Source organism: Streptomyces koelreuteriae (genome assembly GCF_018604545.1).
GTDB lineage: Bacteria > Actinomycetota > Actinomycetes > Streptomycetales > Streptomycetaceae > Streptomyces > Streptomyces koelreuteriae.
In genome coordinates this window covers 2,760,709-2,778,528 of the sequence record NZ_CP075896.1, presented here as the reverse complement: position 1 = coordinate 2,778,528, position 17,820 = coordinate 2,760,709, and the positions used below count along the sequence as shown (strand labels likewise).

At 71.8% G+C, this 17,820-nt stretch carries 15 protein-coding genes and 1 pseudogene; 11 read left to right on the top strand and 5 right to left on the bottom strand.

What is annotated here, in order from left to right; all coding sequences use genetic code 11:
• Positions 1–5: 5 nt before the first annotated feature.
• Positions 6–962, bottom strand: coding sequence for a DUF4258 domain-containing protein (locus KJK29_RS12130; protein WP_215118794.1), 957 nt, complete (start codon positions 960–962; stop codon positions 6–8).
• Between the two features lie 232 nt (positions 963–1,194).
• Between KJK29_RS12130 and KJK29_RS12125 the strand changes: the two genes are divergently transcribed.
• From KJK29_RS12125 to KJK29_RS12080, 10 genes and pseudogenes are all read left to right on the top strand, one after another.
• The gene (locus tag KJK29_RS12125; RefSeq protein ID WP_215118793.1) at positions 1,195–1,854 is read left to right on the top strand and encodes a response regulator; all 660 of its coding nucleotides are present in this window, start codon (positions 1,195–1,197) and stop codon (positions 1,852–1,854) included.
• Positions 1,851–3,059 carry a sensor histidine kinase gene (locus KJK29_RS12120; protein WP_251057766.1) on the top strand — a complete coding sequence of 403 codons (1,209 nt, stop codon included), beginning with the start codon at positions 1,851–1,853 and terminating at the stop codon, positions 3,057–3,059. Before KJK29_RS12125 ends, KJK29_RS12120 begins: the two co-directional genes overlap by 4 nt.
• A gap of 133 nt (positions 3,060–3,192) precedes the next feature.
• Positions 3,193–4,311, top strand: coding sequence for a DUF4190 domain-containing protein (locus KJK29_RS12115; protein WP_215118792.1), 1,119 nt, complete (start codon positions 3,193–3,195; stop codon positions 4,309–4,311).
• A gap of 147 nt (positions 4,312–4,458) precedes the next feature.
• Positions 4,459–5,211, top strand: a complete 753-nt coding sequence (locus KJK29_RS12110; RefSeq protein ID WP_215118791.1) for a GntR family transcriptional regulator — start codon at positions 4,459–4,461, stop codon at positions 5,209–5,211.
• A 313-nt stretch (positions 5,212–5,524) separates the two neighbouring features.
• Positions 5,525–5,758: pseudogene (locus KJK29_RS12105) on the top strand (SPOR domain-containing protein); the annotation flags it as partial.
• 81 nt (positions 5,759–5,839) lie between these two features.
• Positions 5,840–6,307, top strand: a complete 468-nt coding sequence (locus KJK29_RS12100) for a (deoxy)nucleoside triphosphate pyrophosphohydrolase (protein ID WP_215118787.1) — start codon at positions 5,840–5,842, stop codon at positions 6,305–6,307.
• 123 nt (positions 6,308–6,430) lie between these two features.
• Positions 6,431–6,874, top strand: a complete 444-nt coding sequence (locus KJK29_RS12095; protein WP_215118785.1) for an ATP-binding protein — start codon at positions 6,431–6,433, stop codon at positions 6,872–6,874.
• A gap of 252 nt (positions 6,875–7,126) precedes the next feature.
• Entirely contained in the window at positions 7,127–9,766 is a 2,640-nt protein-coding gene (locus tag KJK29_RS12090; protein ID WP_251057765.1) for a SpoIIE family protein phosphatase, read from the top strand.
• 31 nt (positions 9,767–9,797) lie between these two features.
• On the top strand, positions 9,798–10,379 hold the full coding sequence (locus KJK29_RS12085) for a GNAT family N-acetyltransferase (protein WP_215118781.1): 582 nt from the start codon (positions 9,798–9,800) through the stop codon (positions 10,377–10,379).
• Positions 10,380–10,454: 75 nt separating this feature from the next.
• Positions 10,455–11,450: a phosphotransferase family protein gene (locus tag KJK29_RS12080; protein ID WP_215118780.1), complete on the top strand. Its 996-nt coding sequence runs from the start codon at positions 10,455–10,457 to the stop codon at positions 11,448–11,450.
• Here the strand turns inward: KJK29_RS12080 and KJK29_RS12075 are convergent.
• From KJK29_RS12075 to KJK29_RS12060, 4 genes are read right to left on the bottom strand one after another with little or no spacing between them, the layout of a single operon-like run.
• On the bottom strand, positions 11,425–12,201 hold the full coding sequence (locus KJK29_RS12075) for a succinate dehydrogenase/fumarate reductase iron-sulfur subunit (protein ID WP_215118778.1): 777 nt from the start codon (positions 12,199–12,201) through the stop codon (positions 11,425–11,427). The two genes, KJK29_RS12080 and KJK29_RS12075, sit on opposite strands and share 26 nt — an antisense overlap.
• The gene (locus tag KJK29_RS12070; protein WP_215118776.1) at positions 12,198–14,135 is read right to left on the bottom strand and encodes a fumarate reductase/succinate dehydrogenase flavoprotein subunit; all 1,938 of its coding nucleotides are present in this window, start codon (positions 14,133–14,135) and stop codon (positions 12,198–12,200) included. Before KJK29_RS12070 ends, KJK29_RS12075 begins: the two co-directional genes overlap by 4 nt.
• 16 nt (positions 14,136–14,151) lie before the next feature.
• On the bottom strand, positions 14,152–14,988 hold the full coding sequence (locus KJK29_RS12065; protein WP_215118772.1) for a hypothetical protein: 837 nt from the start codon (positions 14,986–14,988) through the stop codon (positions 14,152–14,154).
• Between the two features lie 54 nt (positions 14,989–15,042).
• A complete protein-coding gene (locus KJK29_RS12060) occupies positions 15,043–15,333 on the bottom strand; it encodes a hypothetical protein (protein ID WP_215118771.1) in 291 nt (96 codons plus the stop codon).
• A gap of 290 nt (positions 15,334–15,623) precedes the next feature.
• On the opposite strand from KJK29_RS12060, the gene KJK29_RS12055 reads away from it, so the two are divergent.
• On the top strand, positions 15,624–17,792 hold the full coding sequence (locus KJK29_RS12055; protein ID WP_215118770.1) for an ABC transporter family substrate-binding protein: 2,169 nt from the start codon (positions 15,624–15,626) through the stop codon (positions 17,790–17,792).
• The last annotated feature ends 28 nt before the right edge of the window (positions 17,793–17,820 follow it).

Here is a 17,820-nt window from a genome sequence, read left to right as displayed (position 1 = left end):
CGGGCTCAGTTGCGGCCGACGGACACGACGTTCCCGGCCTTGTTGACGACGACCCAGACCTTGCCGGTGGTGTACTTCCACGTGCCCGGCGACTTGCCCTTGGTCTTCTTGCCGGTCTTCACCGTACGCGCGACCATCTCCTGGCTGATGCCGCGCTGGGCCATGCGCTGGGCCGCGTGCCGGGAGATGCTCTTGACGCCCTGGGTGAGCAGCAGCCGCCCGGCGACGATCGCGATCGGGATGAACCACGCCGGGTCCGCCACCACCGGGAAGGCCGTGCCGGGCCCGGGCCGCACGGTCTGGATCAGGGCACCGCCCTCGACGCGGTACTCGGTGGGTACGGCCTCGCCGCGCGCGTCCTTCGCCCAGGGCGCGTCGAACGTACCGAGGTACTCCTCACCGCGGCTGACCAGGATGGAACCGTCCTCGAGGACCTCGGTGGCCGCGTCCGCGGGCAGGCCGAGCGGGAAGCGGTACTCGGTCGGGGCGTCCGCGTCCTTGAGCGTGACGAGGGTGCGCACACCGTCGCGGTTGGGCTGCACGGCCAGGTCGATGTCCTCGCCCGCGCCCGGGTAGACGACGGTGCCGTTGGCGCCCGCGGTGGCCTGCGAGGCGGCGCTGCCGGGCAGGGTGAGGCGCAGCACGTCCGTGCCGTAGGCGAACTCCACGGCTCCGTCTGCGGTCGCGGGCGCGGTGATGCGGGCCGCGGACGTCTCGGTGGTCACCTCCGCGCGGGTGGCGCCGCCGCCGAGCGGCGTGCCGGGAACGAGGTCGGAGGTGCCCGTGACGCGCTCGACCGTCTCGGCCGCCTGCACGGCCAGTGACGTCCGGGCCTCGGCGCCGCCGGTCTCCGCGTGCGCGCCCGCGGCGGTCAGCAGCACCGCTCCGGCGGTGCAGCCGGCCACCAGGATGCGGGCGTGGAGGCGTCGGCGTCGGGCGGGGCGGTCCTGGGTGTGGTGCATGTGCGTCCTTGCTGAAGGCCCGTACGACGGGCAGGTGGTGAATCGGCGACCTGACGGATCGTGACAGCGGGGCACCCACCGGGGACATCCGCCCGAGGACGGGAACCGACCCCGCCGACCGGCGGGGGGCGCGCGGCCGTGTGTGTCAGGTGGCACACGGCGGCCGCGCAACGTCTCGCGGGGGTGGGCCGTCGTAACGAGCGTTGAGAGCGACGGGGTGGGGGATGCGGGCGTGATACGGGTCGCGGTGGTGGACGACGAGCCTCTGGTGCGTGCCGGGCTGCGGGTGATCCTCGGTTCGGCGGAGGACATCACCGTGGTCGCCGACTGCGGGGGAGCGAGCGCCGTGGAGACCGTGCGCAGCGGGCGGGTGGACGTCCTGCTGCTCGACATCCGGATGCCGGTCCTGGACGGGCCGTCCGTACTGCGCCGGGTCGCCTGCCTGCCGAAGCCCCCGGCGGTGGCGATGCTGACCACCTTCGACGCCCGTGAGCACGTCGACGAGGCGTTGCGGCTGGGCGCCGCCGGGTTCCTGCTGAAGAACACCGCTCCGGAGCAACTGATCGAAGCGGTACGGGCGTTGGCCGCCGGTCGCAGGGTGCTGGCGCCCGAGGCCGTGGGGCAGGTGATCGACGGCTATCTGCTGTCCGGCCGTGACGAGGAGGCCGTACGGCGGGTGCGGGCGCTCACCTGCCGGGAGCGCGAGGTGCTCGCGCTGGTGGGAGCGGGGCTCAGCAACCGTGCCATCGCGGGCCGGCTCCACCTGGCGCACGGCACGGTCAAGGACCATGTCAGCGCGGTACTCGCGAAACTCGGCGGCCTCAACCGGGTCCAGGCGGCGGTGGTCGCCGACCGGGCGGATCTGGTCGAGGGCGGGGTGGGACGGGGGTGAGCGGCCCTCCGACCACCCGAGCCCGTGCCCGTGCCCGTGCCGGTGCCGTACGCCGCATCGCCTCCCGCGCCCTCCCGGTCCTGGTCGCCCTCGTGGACGGGATGGTGGTCAACGGCCTGACCGCCGGTCACGGCACATGGCTGGCCCTCGTCGCGGCCGCTGCGCTGCTGCTGCGGCGACGGGCTCCGGAGGTGGCCGTGCTCGCCGGACTGCCGGGGCTGTACCTCGGGCACATCGCCTTCGCCCCGCTGATCGCGCTGTACTGCGTCGCCGTACGGCGCGACCGTCTCCTGGTCGCCGCGACGGGTGCGGCAGCGGTCGCGGTGGCGTGGTTCCTGCCCCACCCGGCGGCCGGTGTCTCCTCCCTCGTGCTCGACCGGGAGACCGCGCTGCTGGCCCTGGACTGCTGCGGACTGGCGGCGGGCATCGTCGTACTGGGCCGCTCCGTACGGTCACGGCAGGAGCGCCTGCGGGAGGCGACGGCCCGGCGCGCCTGGGAGAACCAGGTCCTGACCGAGCGGGTGCTGGCCACCGAACGCAACCGGCTGGCCCGGGAGATGCACGACGTGGTCGCGCACAAGGTGAGCCTGATCAGTCTGCAGGCCGGAGCGCTGCAAGTGAGCCGGCCCGGGGACACGGACGTACGCACGACCGCCCGGTCGATCCACGAACTGTCCGCGCAGACCCTCACCGAACTGCGGCACCTGGTGGGGGTGTTGCGCACCGCGGGAGGCACGGACGCGGGGGCCGCCCCCCGGGCCGGACTGGCCGACATCCCGGACCTGGTCCGCGACAGCGGCCTCCCGGTGGACCTCGACCTACCGGCATGCCCTGCCCCGGTGCCCGAAGCGGTCGAACGCGCCGCGTACCGCACCGTCCAGGAGGCCCTGACCAACATCCGCAAGCACGCCCCGGGCGCCCGTGCGCGCGTCCGCGTCCACTTCGCGGCCGGTCTGCACATCGAGGTGCACAACACGCCCCCACCCGCCCGCGACACCTCCCGACCGGCACTCCCCGGGGGCGGCCACGGCCTGGTGGGCCTGCGGGAACGCGCGCACCTCCTGTCCGGCGAGTTCCACGCGGGGCCCGGTACGGACGGCGGCTTCACCGTACGGGCCGTGTTCCCCGTGGGGTGGGCGCCGTCCGACGGGCCGGAGAGCCACGGCCCGCTGACCGGGACAGCGCGGGCCGAACCGGTGCCCTGAACCGACCGGCCGCAGGCGTGTTGCAGCCCCTCCGCGCCGAAATGCAGCCGTCCCGCCCCGCCTTGCCCCCTTACGATGCGCCCAGCCGTACGACAGACCCCCGCCCACCGCCTCAGCCAGGAGCCCCCTACCCGTGTCCATACCCCCGCCCCCTGGGAACCCGCAGCCCCAGGACCCGTACGGCCGTCCTCCTGCCAACTGGCCGCCCCCGCGGCGTCCGTACGGCACCCCGGTCTCCGTCAACGCGCTCGCCGTGGCCGCTCTCGTGCTCGGCGTGCTCTGCTTCCTGCCCGCGGTGGGGCTCGTCCTCGGGCTGGTCGCGCTGTGGCAGATCCGGCGGTCCGGGCAGAGCGGACGGGGCCTGGCGATCGCCGGGGTGGCGCTGTCGACCGTCGGAGCCGTGCTGTGGGGAGTGGTGCTGGCCACGGGCGCCGCGTCCGAGGTCTGGGCGAAGATCGAGGACGGCGCGCGGGGCAACGAGAGCCTGTCCCTGCGCACGGGCGACTGCTTCGACGCGCCCGACGGCCTGGAAGGCGACACCTACGACGTCGACCCGGTCCCCTGCGAAGGCGGGCACGACGGCGAGGTGTTCGGGGTCGTCACGCTGCCGGGCGGTGCCTTCCCGGGCGACGCCAGGATCGGCGACATCGCCGACGAGCGGTGCTACCCGCTCGAGTCGCAGTACGCCATGGACACCTGGGCGATGCCGGCCGACGTCGACGTGTACTACCTCATGCCGTCCCGGGAGACCTGGCGCTTCGGTGACCGCTCGATCATCTGCGTCTTCGGCAAGACCGACGCGAAGGCCGAGCTGACCGGCTCCCTGCGCGAGGACTTCACCACGCTCGCCACCGACCAGGTCGTCTTCCTGTCCACGGCCAACGCCGTCGACGCGGCGCTGTACGAGGAGCCGGAGGAGTCCCCGGATGACGACCTCGCCGGAGCCCGGGCCTGGGCCGCGCAGGTGCGCGACGTGCTCGGCGAACAGACCGAGGCCCTGCGCGGCCACACCTGGCCGTCGGCTGCCCGCAAGCCCGTCGCCGACCTGGTCGAGGAGATGGAGGACGCCCGCGAGGAGTGGTCGAAGGCGAGCGAAGCCGGTGACGTGGACACCTACTTCACGCACTACGAGAAGGCGTACGTGTACGTCGACGGCCCGGAGACCGTCACGGCGCGCAAGGCCCTCGGGCTGGACTCCACGCCGCCGTCGTTCGACGACAGTGAGAGCGGGAACTCCGAACTCGAGGTGTGACGGCGGCTATAGCGGGGAGAAAGTGCCTGCGTAAAGCCCCCAGGGCCACCATGTCATCACATCGAGTGATTCTCTGGCCTTTGCTTGCATCGCACAACCTACGGTTGCCAGGCTGTTGCTGTCTGTACAACCTGATGGGAGCGGCCAGTGACATTCGGTGAGCAGCCGGCGTACCTGCGCGTCGCGGGTGATCTCCGCCAGAAGATCGTCGACGGTCAGCTGCCACCGCACACCCGCCTCCCCTCCCAGGCCAGAATCCGCCAGGAGTACGGCGTCTCGGACACCGTCGCCCTGGAGGCCCGCAAGGTGCTCATGGCGGAGGGGCTGGTCGAGGGCCGCTCCGGCTCGGGGACCTATGTGCGCGAGCGGCCCGTCCCCCGGCGCGTCTCCCGCTCCGGCTACCGCCCGCCCGGCGGGGCCACGCCGTTCCGCCAGGAGCAGGCCGACGGTGAGGGGCGCGGCACCTGGGAGTCGAGCAGCGAGCAGTCCGAGGCCAGTGTCGCGGTCGCCGAGCGGCTGGACATCGAGCCGGGCGACCGGGTGATGTGCACGAAGTACCTCTTCCGCGAGGGCGGCGAGGCGATGATGCTCTCCACATCCTGGGAGCCGCTCGCCGTGACGGGCCGTACGCCGGTGATGCTGCCGGAGGAGGGGCCGCTCGGCGGCATGGGCGTCGTGGAGCGCATGCGCGCGATCGAGGTGATCGTGGACAACGTCACCGAGGAGGTCGGCGCCCGTCCGGGGCTCGCCGAGGAACTGCTCGTCCTGGGCGGCGTCCCCGGCCATGTGGTGGTGGTCGTCCACCGCACGTTCTACGCCTCCGGCCGCCCGGTCGAGACGGCCGATGTGGTGATTCCGGCCGATCGGTACCGAGTCGCCTACCACCTTCCGGTCAAGTAGCGAACGCTCACATCCGTCCCGGGGCGCGCTCCTTGCGCGCCCCGCTCACGCGATCGCCGAGGCGGCCGTCGTCGAACGGGGCGGTCCGTATCCCCTGACCGGTCGTCGTCTCCGCAGGTCGGCAGTAGTGCATACGGGCCGCCGGCGGTGCCTCCCGTATGCCCGCGCCCAGGTGCGATGAGGCACTCAGACGGCGCGTTCATCATCGCGCGCCCCCTGCGTTCTGGCTGGTTGCGTACCTCTTTGTGAAAACCCGTATTCGCTCCGTGAAGGTTAGGCGTAGGCTCGGGCATATGCGCATTGCGGTTTCCTTAGCGGGAGGGGCGCGGCACAGGCCGCGGGTGGGAAGTGGAGGGGCGCGATGAACGACAGCACGATCACTCTTCCCTGGCTCGTGATACGAGAGGACGACAACGGCAACCGCTACCGGGTGGGCCGGTACGCGACCAGGACCGAGGCCCAGAAGATCGCGGACAGCCTCGACGGCCGCGGTCACAAGCAGCTCTACTGGGTCGAGCGGCTGGGGCAGAACGGGGCGGGTGCGTGACGCACGGCTGAGTCACCCGGTGCCCGCGTGAGGAGCCGGAGCCGACGTCGCCGTCCGGCCGTACTCCCGTAGGCTCCCCGCATGAGTGAGCGGATCGTCGTCGTGGGTGCCGCGCTGGTCGACGACGGGCGGCTGCTGGCGGCCCGGCGCAGCGCGCCCGTGGAGCTGGCCGGGCGCTGGGAGTTGCCCGGCGGCAAGGTCGAGCCCGGGGAGAGCGCTGACGCGGCGCTGGTACGGGAACTGCGCGAGGAACTCGGCGTCGACGCCGAGGCCGGCGGTCGCGTCCCGGGGGAGTGGCCCCTGAAGTCGCCCTACGTCCTGCACGTGTGGACCGCCCGGCTGCGACCCGGCTCCGCCGCGCCCGAGCCCCTCGAGGACCACGACGAACTGCGCTGGCTCGGCCCGGGTGAGATCTGGGACGTGCACTGGCTGGATCAGGATGTCCCGGCCGTACGGCAGACTCTGGCGCACCTCGGAGCCGCGGGCGGCCTGACCTCTTCCGGCCCCGGTTCTTCCCGCCCCGGCGCGGAGGAAGTGCCCGGCGCCTGAGGCGAACCGGGGGCGTGCGGGGTCGGGGCATTGCCGTACGGGCGCCCCCTGTGCATTTCGTGCCACTGTGCGCCGCCCGCACGATACTCCGCCCCGGATATCGGGTATGTGCTCATTAACCCCATGAAACCGGACATGGGCGGGCCTCTTGCCTGGGAAGTGATCGGCGTGATCGACACCGAAGGTGACCGCGCCGAGTGGACCTTTCCCGCCGAACCGGGCGCCGTGCGCACCGCCCGCCAGGCCGTCCGCGGCCAACTCCGCGGCTGGGAACTCGACAGCCTGTCCGACCTCGCGGTGCTGCTGGTCAGCGAGTTGGTCACCAACGCCCTGCGGCACGCCACCGGGCCCATCGGGGTCCGCCTGGTCCGCCCGTCCGACCTGGACGGCGTCCTGCGGGTCGAGGTCTCCGACCCGCTCCCGGACCCGCCCCGCGAGCGCGCCCCCCGGCTCGACGACGAGAGCGGCCGCGGACTGCAACTGGTCGCCTCCTCCTGCCGCCGCTGGGGCACCCGGCCCGGCGCCGCGGGCAAGACGGTGTGGTTCGAACTCACCGTGCCGGGGTGAAAAATCGGTGTACGTACGCCCTGTCACTGTCGAGCGATTGGTTCAGGCCAGTGGCGGTTGTCGGCAGACGTGATTCGACGACGTGTCCCCTGGTTAGAAGACTGGAAGTGTTGTCACGGTCCGGACCGAAAACCATCGGGACCGTGCTGTGATCGTGAACACCGTGTTGTGCGGCACCGTAGTGCTGGATACTGCGGGCAGCCGCCCCCGGTGACCGGTGCCGGACGCGGTGAGCTGGAGGGGACGGTTCGCGTGAGCGAGATACCAGCGAAGGCCACGGAGTCCGAGGACCCGTCGGACGGCGCGAGGGCCAGGGCCGCGGACGGCCTGGCCTCCGCGGTGGGAGGTGCGCTGGCGGCCGACGGGGTCCAGACCGGGGACGCCATGTGGCAGAGCAGTCCCCCGGGATCCATCTACGACTACATCAAGGTCGCGTCCTTCTCGATCGGCCCCGACGGTCTGGTCGATCAGTGGAGCCTGCGCGCCGAGCACCTCTTCGGCATCCCCGCCGCACGCGCCGTCGGCATGGACCCGATCGAGGCGTTCATCGACCCGCGCCATCACGAGCGCGGCATGCGCAAGATGGCCGAGATCCTCGACGGCCGCGAGTGGACCGGCGTGGTGCCCTTCCGGATGCCCAAGGACGCCGAGGGCGGCGAATGCGGGCACGAGGGACTCGCCGAGGTGTACGTCATGCCGACGCGCACCGAGGACGGCGAGAAGGCCGCCGTATGCATCGTCGTCGACGTCCGCACCCTGCGCAGCATCGAGACTGACCTCGCCGCCTCGCAGGCCATTTTCGGTCAATCCCCGTTCGGTTTCGTGCTGATCGACCCCGATCTGCGGGTCCGCCGTGTCAACCATCGGTTCGCTTCCGTCTTCGGCGGCACACCCGACGACCACCGGGGCAAGGACGTCCACGACTTCCTCCAGCGCGGTGAGGGAGACCGGGTCGCCGCCACGCTGCGCCGCGTACTGGAGACGGGCAACTCCATCACGGACATGCACGTCACGGGCTTCGTGCCGGGCTCCGACGAGCGCCGCCACTGGTCCGTCAACCTCTATCGCGTGCACAGCGGTTCGGGCCGGCCCATCGGGATCGCCTGGCTCGGAACCGACATCACCTCGCGCCGGGAGGCCGCCCGCGAGGCCGCCGCCGCCCGGCGCAATCTGGCTCTGCTGAACGAGGCCGGCGCCCGCATCGGCAACTCCCTCGACCTGGAGACCACGGCCAGGCAGCTTCTCGACGTGGTCGTGCCCGGCTTCTGCGACCTGGCCACCGTCGACCTCTACCAGGGGCTGCTGGTCGGCGACGAGACCCCGCCCGGGCTCGCCGACGGCAGCGCCGAGCTGCGCCGGGTGGCCTTCGCCAGTGCCGTCTCCGACGAGCCGTTCGCCGGCAGCGGTGTGCCCGTCTCGGTCGGCGCCGTCCACCACTACCCGTTCAACTCGCCCTGCGCGGACGCCCTGCGCACGGCCCGTCCCCAGTTCGTCCCCGGCGAGGACGGGGGGCTCGTGCAGTCCACGCTCGCCGTGCCGATGGTCGCCCACGACACCGTCGTCGGGCTCGTGCAGTTCGCCCGTACGAAGGGCAGCGAGCCGTTCGGCGACCGGGACCGCGACCTCGGCGTGGAGCTGGCGGCGCGCGCGGCCGTCTGCATCGACAACGCCCGGCTCTACCGGCGCGAGCACGAACGCGCGTTGATACTGCAACGGTCCCTGCTCCCGCCCGGCGACCCGGAGGCCTCCGGCCTCGACATCGCCTGCCGCTATCTGCCCGGCAACGCCAACACCGGCCGGCCCAGCGAGGTCGGCGGCGACTGGTTCGACGTCATCGAACTCCCCGGGCACCGCACCGCGCTCGTCGTCGGCGACGTCATGGGCCGCGGCCTGCGCGCCGCCGTCGCCATGGGCGAACTCCGTACGGCGGTCCGGACCCTGGCGCAGCTCGACCTCGAACCGGCCGAGGTGCTCTCCCAGCTGGACGAGATCGCCCGCGGCCTCGGCGCCCCCGGGGGCGTCCAGCAGGCGACCAGGGCAGCTCGCCGCCCGCGTGAGGCGGACCTCTCAGAGGTGTATCTCGCCACCTGCGTCTACGCCGTCTACGACTCCGTCACCCGGCGCTGCACGTTTGCCAACGCGGGCCATCTGCCGCCCGTCCTGGTCGAGCCGGGCGAGTCCGCCCTGATGCTCGACGTGCCGCCGGGCATGCCCCTCGGGGTCGGCGGCGAGCCCTTCGAGGAGGTCGAGGTCGAACTCCCCGAGGGCGCTCTGCTCGCGCTCTACACGGATGGACTGGTCGAAAGCCGCGACCATCCCCTGGACGAGGGCCTCCAGGCCTTCGTCAGTGCCCTGTCCGACTCCTCCCAGCCGCTGGAGGACGTCTGCGACCACGTCCTCAACACCCTCGACACCCACCACGGCGAGGACGACATCGCGTTGCTGATGGCACGTGTACAGGGCCTGCCGAACGAATCCGTGGGCGACTGGACCCTGCCGCGCGAGCCGCGCAGTGTGGGCCGGGCCCGGGAGTACGCGCGGGCCCAACTGATGAGCTGGGACATGGAACCCCTGGTCGACACCACAGAGCTCCTGGTCAGCGAGCTGGTCACCAACGCCCTGCGCTACGGCGAGGGCGAGATCCGCCTCCGGCTGCTGCTCGACCGCACCCTGGTCTGCGAGGTCTGGGACTCCGGCCTGGTCCAGCCCCGCCGCCGCCGGGCCCGCGACACCGACGAGGGCGGCCGCGGCCTGCAACTCGTCGGCCTCCTCAGCGCCGCGTGGGGCTCCCGCCGCACCCCCCGGGGCAAGACGGTCTGGTTCGAACTCCCCCTGCCCGGCGGCGAAACCCGCCTGACGGATCCGGCGGAGGCGCTGCTGAGCCTGTTCTGAGAACGCCCCGCCGCGCCCGTACGCTCACGCCATGTCGATACCCACCACACGGCTGCGAGCGGCCACACCGACGGCCCCCGCCCTGATCCTGCGTCCCTGGACCCCCGAGGACGCCGCGGGGCTGGCCGCCCTGGGGCGCCGGGACGACGCCGCCCTGCGCCGCTGGACGGCCTTCGCCGTCGACGACGAGCCGAGCGCCGCCCAGTGGCTGCGCGAGCAGCAGCAGGGCTGGGAACAGGGCCACCGCTACGCGTTCGCCGTCGAGGAAGCCAACCCCTCCGGCTCGCCCGGCCCGCCGGCCGGCCACGTCGTCCTCAAGGACATCGCCCCCGGCGCCGCCTCCGCCGAGGTCGGCTACTGGACAGCCGCACACGCCCGCGGCCGCGGCATCGCCTCCCGCGCCCTGCACACCCTCACCGACTGGGCCTTCACCACCTTCGCCCCCACCGGCCTGACCCGCCTCGAACTCCTGCACCAGGTCGACAACACGGCGTCGTGCCGGGTGGCGGACAAGAGCGGCTACCCCCTCACGGGCATCCGCCCGCCGTGGCCGCCGGACTATCCGCTGGAGGGGCATGTGCATGTGCGGCACCTGGCCCAAGGGCTCGGCTGACCGCACCTCCCGGGCCGCCGGCCGCGGTCGGAAAATCCCGGAAGAAGGCCGAGCCGACTCCGTACGCTCGGCGCGGTGACAGCGACCCGACGCACCCTCACCCGCACCGACCTCGCCCCCTTGGCCCGCGCAGCCCTGGGCCCGGGCTGGGCGCTGACGGGCGTGGAACGCCTGCGCGGAGGCACCAAGAAGGGCGTCTACCGTCTGGCTCTCGACGACGGCTCCACCGCCATCGCCTATGTCTGGTCCGCCGACGAGGACTTCTGGGACGCCGGCCCGTCCGATCCCCGTGACCCGTTCTCCCACGGCACGGGCCTCGGCCTGTTCACGGCGGCCCACGACCGGCTCGTCGCCGTCGGCGTCCGCACGCCGCGCCTGCTGTACGCCGACGCCACGCACAGGCACCTCCCGGCCGACGCGGCCGTCGTGGAGGACATGTCCGGCGGCAGCCTGGAGGACGCCCTGGCCCGTGAGCCGGACCAGGCGCCGCGGGCCATGGAGCGGATGGCGGAGCTTCTTGTCACCTTGCACGCCCGCACCGGCCCCCGCCTCGGCAAGGTCGCCCTCGTCGACAACGGCGGCTCCTCCCGCCCCGCCTCCTGCGAGCAGCGTGTGACCGAGGGCGCCCTGCGCTGTATCGCGGAAGCGGCCCGTCGTGAGCCTCGTGTCGCCGCCGTACGTCGGGAACTGGAGGAGACCGTCCTCGCCCTGGCCGCCGAGGTCCGTCCCCGGGATCGGCACACCCTCATCCATGGCGAACTCGGCCCGGACCATGTCCTGCTGACGCCCGACGGGCAACCGGCGCTCATCGACATCGAGGGCCTGATGTACTTCGACCTGGAGCACGAGCACGTCTTTCTCCGGCTCCGCTTCGGCCCTCACTACGACGCCCTGCGGGTCCCCGGCCTGGACGAGGCCCGTCTGCGTCTGTACCGCCTGGCGATGCACATCGGGCTCGTCTCGGGCCCGCTGACGCTCATCGAGGGGGACTTCCCGCACCCGGAGCGGATGCGGGAGATCGCCGAACACAACCTCCGGGAGACGCTCAGCCTGCTGAGGAGCGCCTCCTGATCTTCGAGCCCAGCCACACCAGTGGGTCGTACTTGCGGTCCACCGCCCGTTCCTTCAGAGGGATCAGCGCGTTGTCCGTGATCTTGATGCCCTCGGGGCAGACCTCCGTGCAGCACTTGGTGATGTTGCAGTAGCCCAGGCCGTGTTCGTCCTGGGCGGTGGTCTTGCGGTCCAGGCCGGATTCGGAGGCCGCGTCGAGGGGGTGCATGTCGAGTTCCGCCACCCGCATCAGGAAGCGGGGGCCCGCGAAGGCCTGTTTGTTCTCCTCGTGGTCGCGGACGACATGGCAGGTGTCCTGGCACAGGAAGCACTCGATGCACTTGCGGAACTCCTGCGAGCGGTCGACGTCCTCCTGCATCATGCGGTACTCGCCGGGCGCGACCCCGGCCGGCGGTACGAAGGACGGGACCTCCCTGGCCTTGGTGTAGTTGAAGCCGACGTCGGTGACCAGGTCGCGGACGACCGGGAACGCCCGCAGTGGCGTCACCGTGATCGTCTCTTCCCGCTCGAACACCGACATGCGGGTCATGCACATCAGCCGGGGCCTGCCGTTGATCTCCGCCGAGCAGGAACCGCACTTGCCCGCCTTGCAGTTCCAGCGCACGGCGAGATCGGGGGCCTGCGTGGCCTGGAGGCGGTGGATGATGTCGAGGACGACCTCGCCCTCGTTGACCTCGACCTTGAAGTCCTCCAGGCCGCCGCCCCCGGTATCGCCCCGCCACACCTTGAACCGGGCCTCGTAGCCGCTCACTCGTACAGCTCCTCTTCGGCCAGGTACTTCACCAGCTCCTCCTTGTCGAACAGGGCGAGCAGGTCCGCACGGACGGGTTCGGTGGTCTCGCTGGTGAGGGTGATCTGGCCGCGGACCGGATCCGCCGCCAGGCCGCCCGTCGGGTCGGCGAGCGCGCACAGCAGGTTGATACGGCGCCACTTGCGGTCCATCCCCGGATGGTCCTCACGCGTGTGACCGCCACGCGACTCGGTGCGCTCCAGCGCGGCCCGCGCCACACACTCGCTGACCAGCAGCATGTTCCTGAGGTCCAGGGCGAGATGCCAGCCCGGGTTGAACTGCCGGTGCCCCTCGACCCCGGCCCGGCGCGCCCGTACCCGCAGCTCGGCCAGCTTCTCCAGGGCCTGCTTCATCTCCGGCTCGCGGCGGATGATGCCGACCAGGTCGTTCATCGTCTGCTGGAGTTCCTGGTGCAGGGTGTACGGGTTCTCCGGCGGGCCGCCCGAGGGCTCCTCGCTCTCCGCCTCGGCGGAGAAGGGCCGCAGGGCCTCGGCCGCCGCCGAGTCGACCTGGACGTCGTCCACCAGCGGGCGGGCACCGGCCAGCCCCGCCGTGTACTCGGCCGCGTGCCAGCCCGCCCGGCGGCCGAACACCAGCAGGTCGGACAGCGAGTTGCCGCCGAGCCGGTTGGAGCCGTGCATGCCGCCGGCCACCTCACCGGCCGCGAACAGCCCCGGCACCCCCCGGGCCGCCGCCGTGTCGGACTCGACCGCGACCCCGCCCATCACGTAGTGACAGGTGGGCCCGACCTCCATCGCCTCCGCCGTGATGTCGACGTCCGCCAGCTCCTTGAACTGGTGGTACATCGACGGCAGCCGGCGCTTGATGACCTCGGCCGGCATCCGCGTCGACACATCGAGGAACACGCCGCCGTGCGGCGAGCCACGCCCCTCCTTCACCTCGGCGTTGATCGCCCGGGCGACCTCGTCGCGGGGGAGCAGCTCGGGGGGACGCCGGTTGTTGTCCGGGTCGTCGTACCAGCGGTCGCCCTCGGCCTCCGACTCCGCGTACTTGTCCTTGAAGACATCGGGGACGTAGTCGAACATGAACCGCTTGCCGTCGGAGTTGCGCAGCACCCCGCCGTCGCCGCGCACCGACTCGGTGACGAGGATGCCCTTCACCGACGGCGGCCAGACCATGCCGGTCGGGTGGAACTGCACGAACTCCATGTTCAGCAGGGGAGCGCCCGCGAGGAGGGCCAGCGCGTGGCCGTCGCCGGTGTACTCCCAGGAGTTCGATGTCACCTTGAAGGACTTGCCGATACCGCCGGTAGAGATCACGACGGCCGGTGCCTCGAGGACGAAGAAGCGGCCGGACTCGCGCTCGTAGGCGAAGACGCCCGAGACCCGGCCGTCCTCCTTCAGGACGCGCGTGACCGTGCACTCCTGGAAGACCTTCAGCCGGGACTCGTAGTCGCCGGTCTCCTTGAAGTCCTCCTGCTGGAGCTGGACGATCTTCTGCTGGAGGGTGCGGATCAGCTCCAGGCCCGTGCGGTCGCCGACGTGCGCGAGGCGCGGGTACTCGTGGCCGCCGAAGTTGCGCTGGGAGATCCGGCCGTCCTTGGTGCGGTCGAACAGCGCGCCCCAGGTCTCCAGCTCCCACACCCGCTGCGGCGCCTCCTGCGCGTGCAGCTCGGCCATCCGCCACTGGTTGAGGAACTTGCCGCCGCGCATGGTGTCGCGGAAGTGGACCTGCCAGTTGTCGCCGGTGTTGACGTTGGCCATCGCCGCGGCGATACCGCCCTCGGCCATCACGGTGTGCGCCTTGCCGAACAGCGACTTGCAGATCACGGCCGTACGGGCACCCCGCTCGCGGGCCTCGATGGCGGCGCGCAGTCCGGCCCCGCCCGCGCCCACCACGACGACGTCCCACTCCTGCCGGTCGACCACGGACATCAGAACGCCCCCCTCATCAGAAGAACCGCGGATCGTCGAAGGCGCCGGAGGCGACCAGATAGACGTAGAAGTCGGCGAGCGCCACGCTCACCAGCGAGGCCCAGGCGAGCTGCATGTGCCGGGCGTTGAGCTTCCCGGCCCACTGCCACATCCGGTAGCGCACGGGATGCTTCGAGAAGTGCTTGAGCTTGCCGCCGACGATGTGCCGGCAGGAGTGGCAGGAGATCGTGTACGCCCAGATCAGCACGATGTTGACCAGGAACACCAGGGTGCCGAGGCCCATGTGGCCCCACGCGTAGTTCTCGTCGCGGAAGGCGAGCACGGTGTCGTAGGTGAGGATCCCGGCGACGACGAGCGCGGCGTAGAAGAAGTACCGGTGGATGTTCTGCAGCACCAGCGGGAAGCGGGTCTCACCGGTGTACTTCTTGTGCGGCTCGGCCACCGCGCAGGCCGGCGGGGACGCCCAGAAGCCCCGGTAGTAGGCCTTGCGGTAGTAGTAGCAGGTCAGCCGGAAGCCGAGCGGGAAGATCAGGATGATGATGGCGGGCGAGATGCCCCACCAGCTGCCGAAGATCTCCCAGTTCGGGCCGGCCTTCATCGGCTCGCAGCGCTCCGCCAGGCACGGGGAGTAGAAGGGCGAGACGTACGGCGCCGCGTAGTAGTGCGCGTCGGCGAAGGCCCGCCAGGTCGAGTAGACGATGAAGGCCAGCAGGCCGGCGGCCGTACCGGCCGGGGCCAGCCACCAGCGGTCGGTGCGCAGGTGCGGGGCGGAGATAGCGGCGCGCGTACCCGCCCGTACGCCGCCGCTTCTGGGTTGGGGTTCGGTGGCGGGAGGTTCCGTACCAGTGGCCACGTGACGACTCCGGTCGGGTTCGGGGGAGGTGCCGGTCGTACCACTCCGGACCGGTCAGGGAGCGCGCCGGTCCCGGGCGCCGAGCCCCTCGTCGTCCGAGTCGCGCCACAGGGCGGAGTCGTACGGCGCGTCCGAGATGGTGACGAGCTCGGGGCGCTTCGGCGTTGCCGGGGAGGCGGCGGCGTCGCGCAGCAGGGCGACGCTCTCGCGCAGATGGTTGGCGTCGGCACGGACGCGGCGCATCTCCAGGCCGCCGGTGCCGAGCTGCTTCTCCAGGCGTCCCACCGACCGGAGCAGGTCGTCGAGGCTGCGCTGGACTGACGTCAGTTCGTCGTGAACGGACATGACTTGCCCTCACTTCCGCGGGTCCTTCAAGGCCCAAGGCGGCAACGTTCATGCGCCTGCGAGTGTTGCGCGTCACACCTTGTGCTGTGAAGGGATGTGCACCGATTGGCCGAGGCGCATGGGTGCGCTTCTGCCGTGTATTGCTCCGCACGGGTGACTCTCCGACCGTGACCGCCGTGTCGCCCTGTGTTGCCGAACCCTTTCCTCTTCAGTGGGCCGCATACATCAGATGAAATCCAAATACCGCCAAAAGTGATCATAACGCCCGCGGCTTTCCGGAGGTAGCACAGATGTCCCAGCACGCCGTCGGCCCGCGTGCGGTCTCGCGCTCGGTCGCCTTCCTCCTCACCGCGGGAGTGCTCGCGGTGCCCGCGCTCGCCGGATGCGGCTCCGAGGACCCGGCGGGCAAGCCGCTCGCCGGGCAGGACATCCAGCCCGCCCCCCGCGACCGGATCACCGACGGCGGCACCCTGCGCTGGGCCGTCGACTCCGTGCCCGACACCCTGAACACCTTCCAGTCGGACGCCGACGCCACCACCACCCGCGTGGCCCAGGCCGTCCTGCCCTCGATGTTCCGGATGAACGCCGACGGCCGCCCGGAGCGCAACCCGGCCTACCTGGAGTCCGCCAAGGTCGTCGAGACGGAGCCCAAGCAGGTAGTCCTCTACAAGCTCGACCAGCAGGCCGTCTGGAGCGACGGCCGGGAGATCGGCGCCGCCGACTTCGCCGCCCAGTGGCGCGCCCTGTCCGGCAAGGACACCGCCTACTGGACCGCCCGCAACGCCGGCTACGACCGCATCCAGAAGATCGAGCGCGGGGACAACGCCCTGGAGGTCCGGGTCACCTTCAGCCGCACCTACGCCGACTGGCGCTCCCTGTTCTCGCCGCTGTACCCGAAGGACGTCATGGGCACCCCGGACTCCTTCAACGACGGGGCACGCAAGAAGCTCAAGGTCACCGCGGGCCCCTTCACGGTGAAGAAGCTCAGCCGCAAGAACGAGGAGATCACCCTCACCCGCAATCCGCGCTGGTGGGGACGGCCGGCCAAGCTCTCCGAGATCGTGCTGCGCACCGTCCCGCGCGAGAAGCGGGCCAAGGAGCTGGCCGCCGGCACCCTCGACCTGGCCGAGATCGCCCCCTCCGAGGCCCGCCGCATCACCGTCGCCGCCCGCCCCCGGGGCTCCAGCAGCCCGGTGATGGGCCCCGAGGCGGACCAGAAGCCGCAGGGCAGCCAGGCCGCCGCCAAGTACGCCCGGCAACAGCAGGCCCTGCGCGGCTTCGAGGTGCGCAAGTCCCTGGAGCCGGCCTTCACCCAGCTCGCCCTGAACGGGGCCGAGGGGCCGCTCGCCGACGAGCGCGTCCGCAGGGCCGTCGCCCGCGCCCTGGACCGCAAGGAACTGGCCGAGGCGGTGCTGAAGCCCCTCGGGCTGCCCGCCGTCCCCGTCGGCAGCCACCTCGCCCTGTCCGGGCAGGCCGCCTACGCCGACAACAGCGGCGCCCTCGGCGGCCAGGACACCAAGGAGGCCCAGGCGCTGCTCGCGGACGCCGGGTGGGTGCGGGGCGGCCCGATCAAGGAAGAGAAGAAGAAGGGCGAGAAGGCGGCCGGCGCCGAGGGCGAGAAGGCCGGCAAGTCCTCCGACGGCGACTCCGGGAACGACGACGGCGAATACATCGTCGGCTCGGACGACAAGGACCAGCAGGACAAGAAGGACCAGCGGAACGACAACGACCAGCAGGACGGCAAGGCGCACCGCGAGAACGACCCGGCCCACCTCGCCCAGGACGGCAAGCAGTACAAGCAGCCCCACCAGGGCGGTGCCCCCGGCGCATACGCCCCCATGGGCACCGCCGCCCCGGCCGGCCGCGAGTCCGCCCCGCTCGCCAAGAACGGCAAGCCCCTCACCCTCCGCTTCGTGCTCCCCTCAGGGCCCGGCTCCCAGACGCTGCGCACGGTGGCCGACCGCGTCGCCCGCATGCTGAAGCGCGTCGGCATCGGCACGGAGATCTCCAAGGTCTCCGACGAGTCCTACTTCAAGGACCACATCGCCTCCGGCCAGTACGACCTCGCCCTGTACTCCTGGCCCGCCTCCGCCTTCCCCGCCACCGACGCCCGCCCCGTCTACGCCAAGCCCGTCCCGGCCGCCGACGGTTCGCTGAACGTCGAGCAGAACTACACCCGCGTCGGCACCGACCAGGTCGACCAGCTCTTCGACCAGGCCGTGGCCACCCTCGACGAGGGCGAGTCCCGCTCCCTGATCCGCAAGGCGGACTCCCGCATCTGGGCCGCGGCCGGCTCGATCCCCCTCTTCCAGCGCCCCCAGCTCATCGCCGCCCGCAAGAACCTGGTCAACATCGGCGCCTTCGGCCTCGGTACACCGGTCTACGAGGACATGGGCTTCCTGAAGAAGGGCGCGAAGCCGGCGTCCGGCCCGTCGGCGAAGGGCTCCGCGACCCCGTAGCTCCCTTGTCACCCGCGCGGGGCGCCCG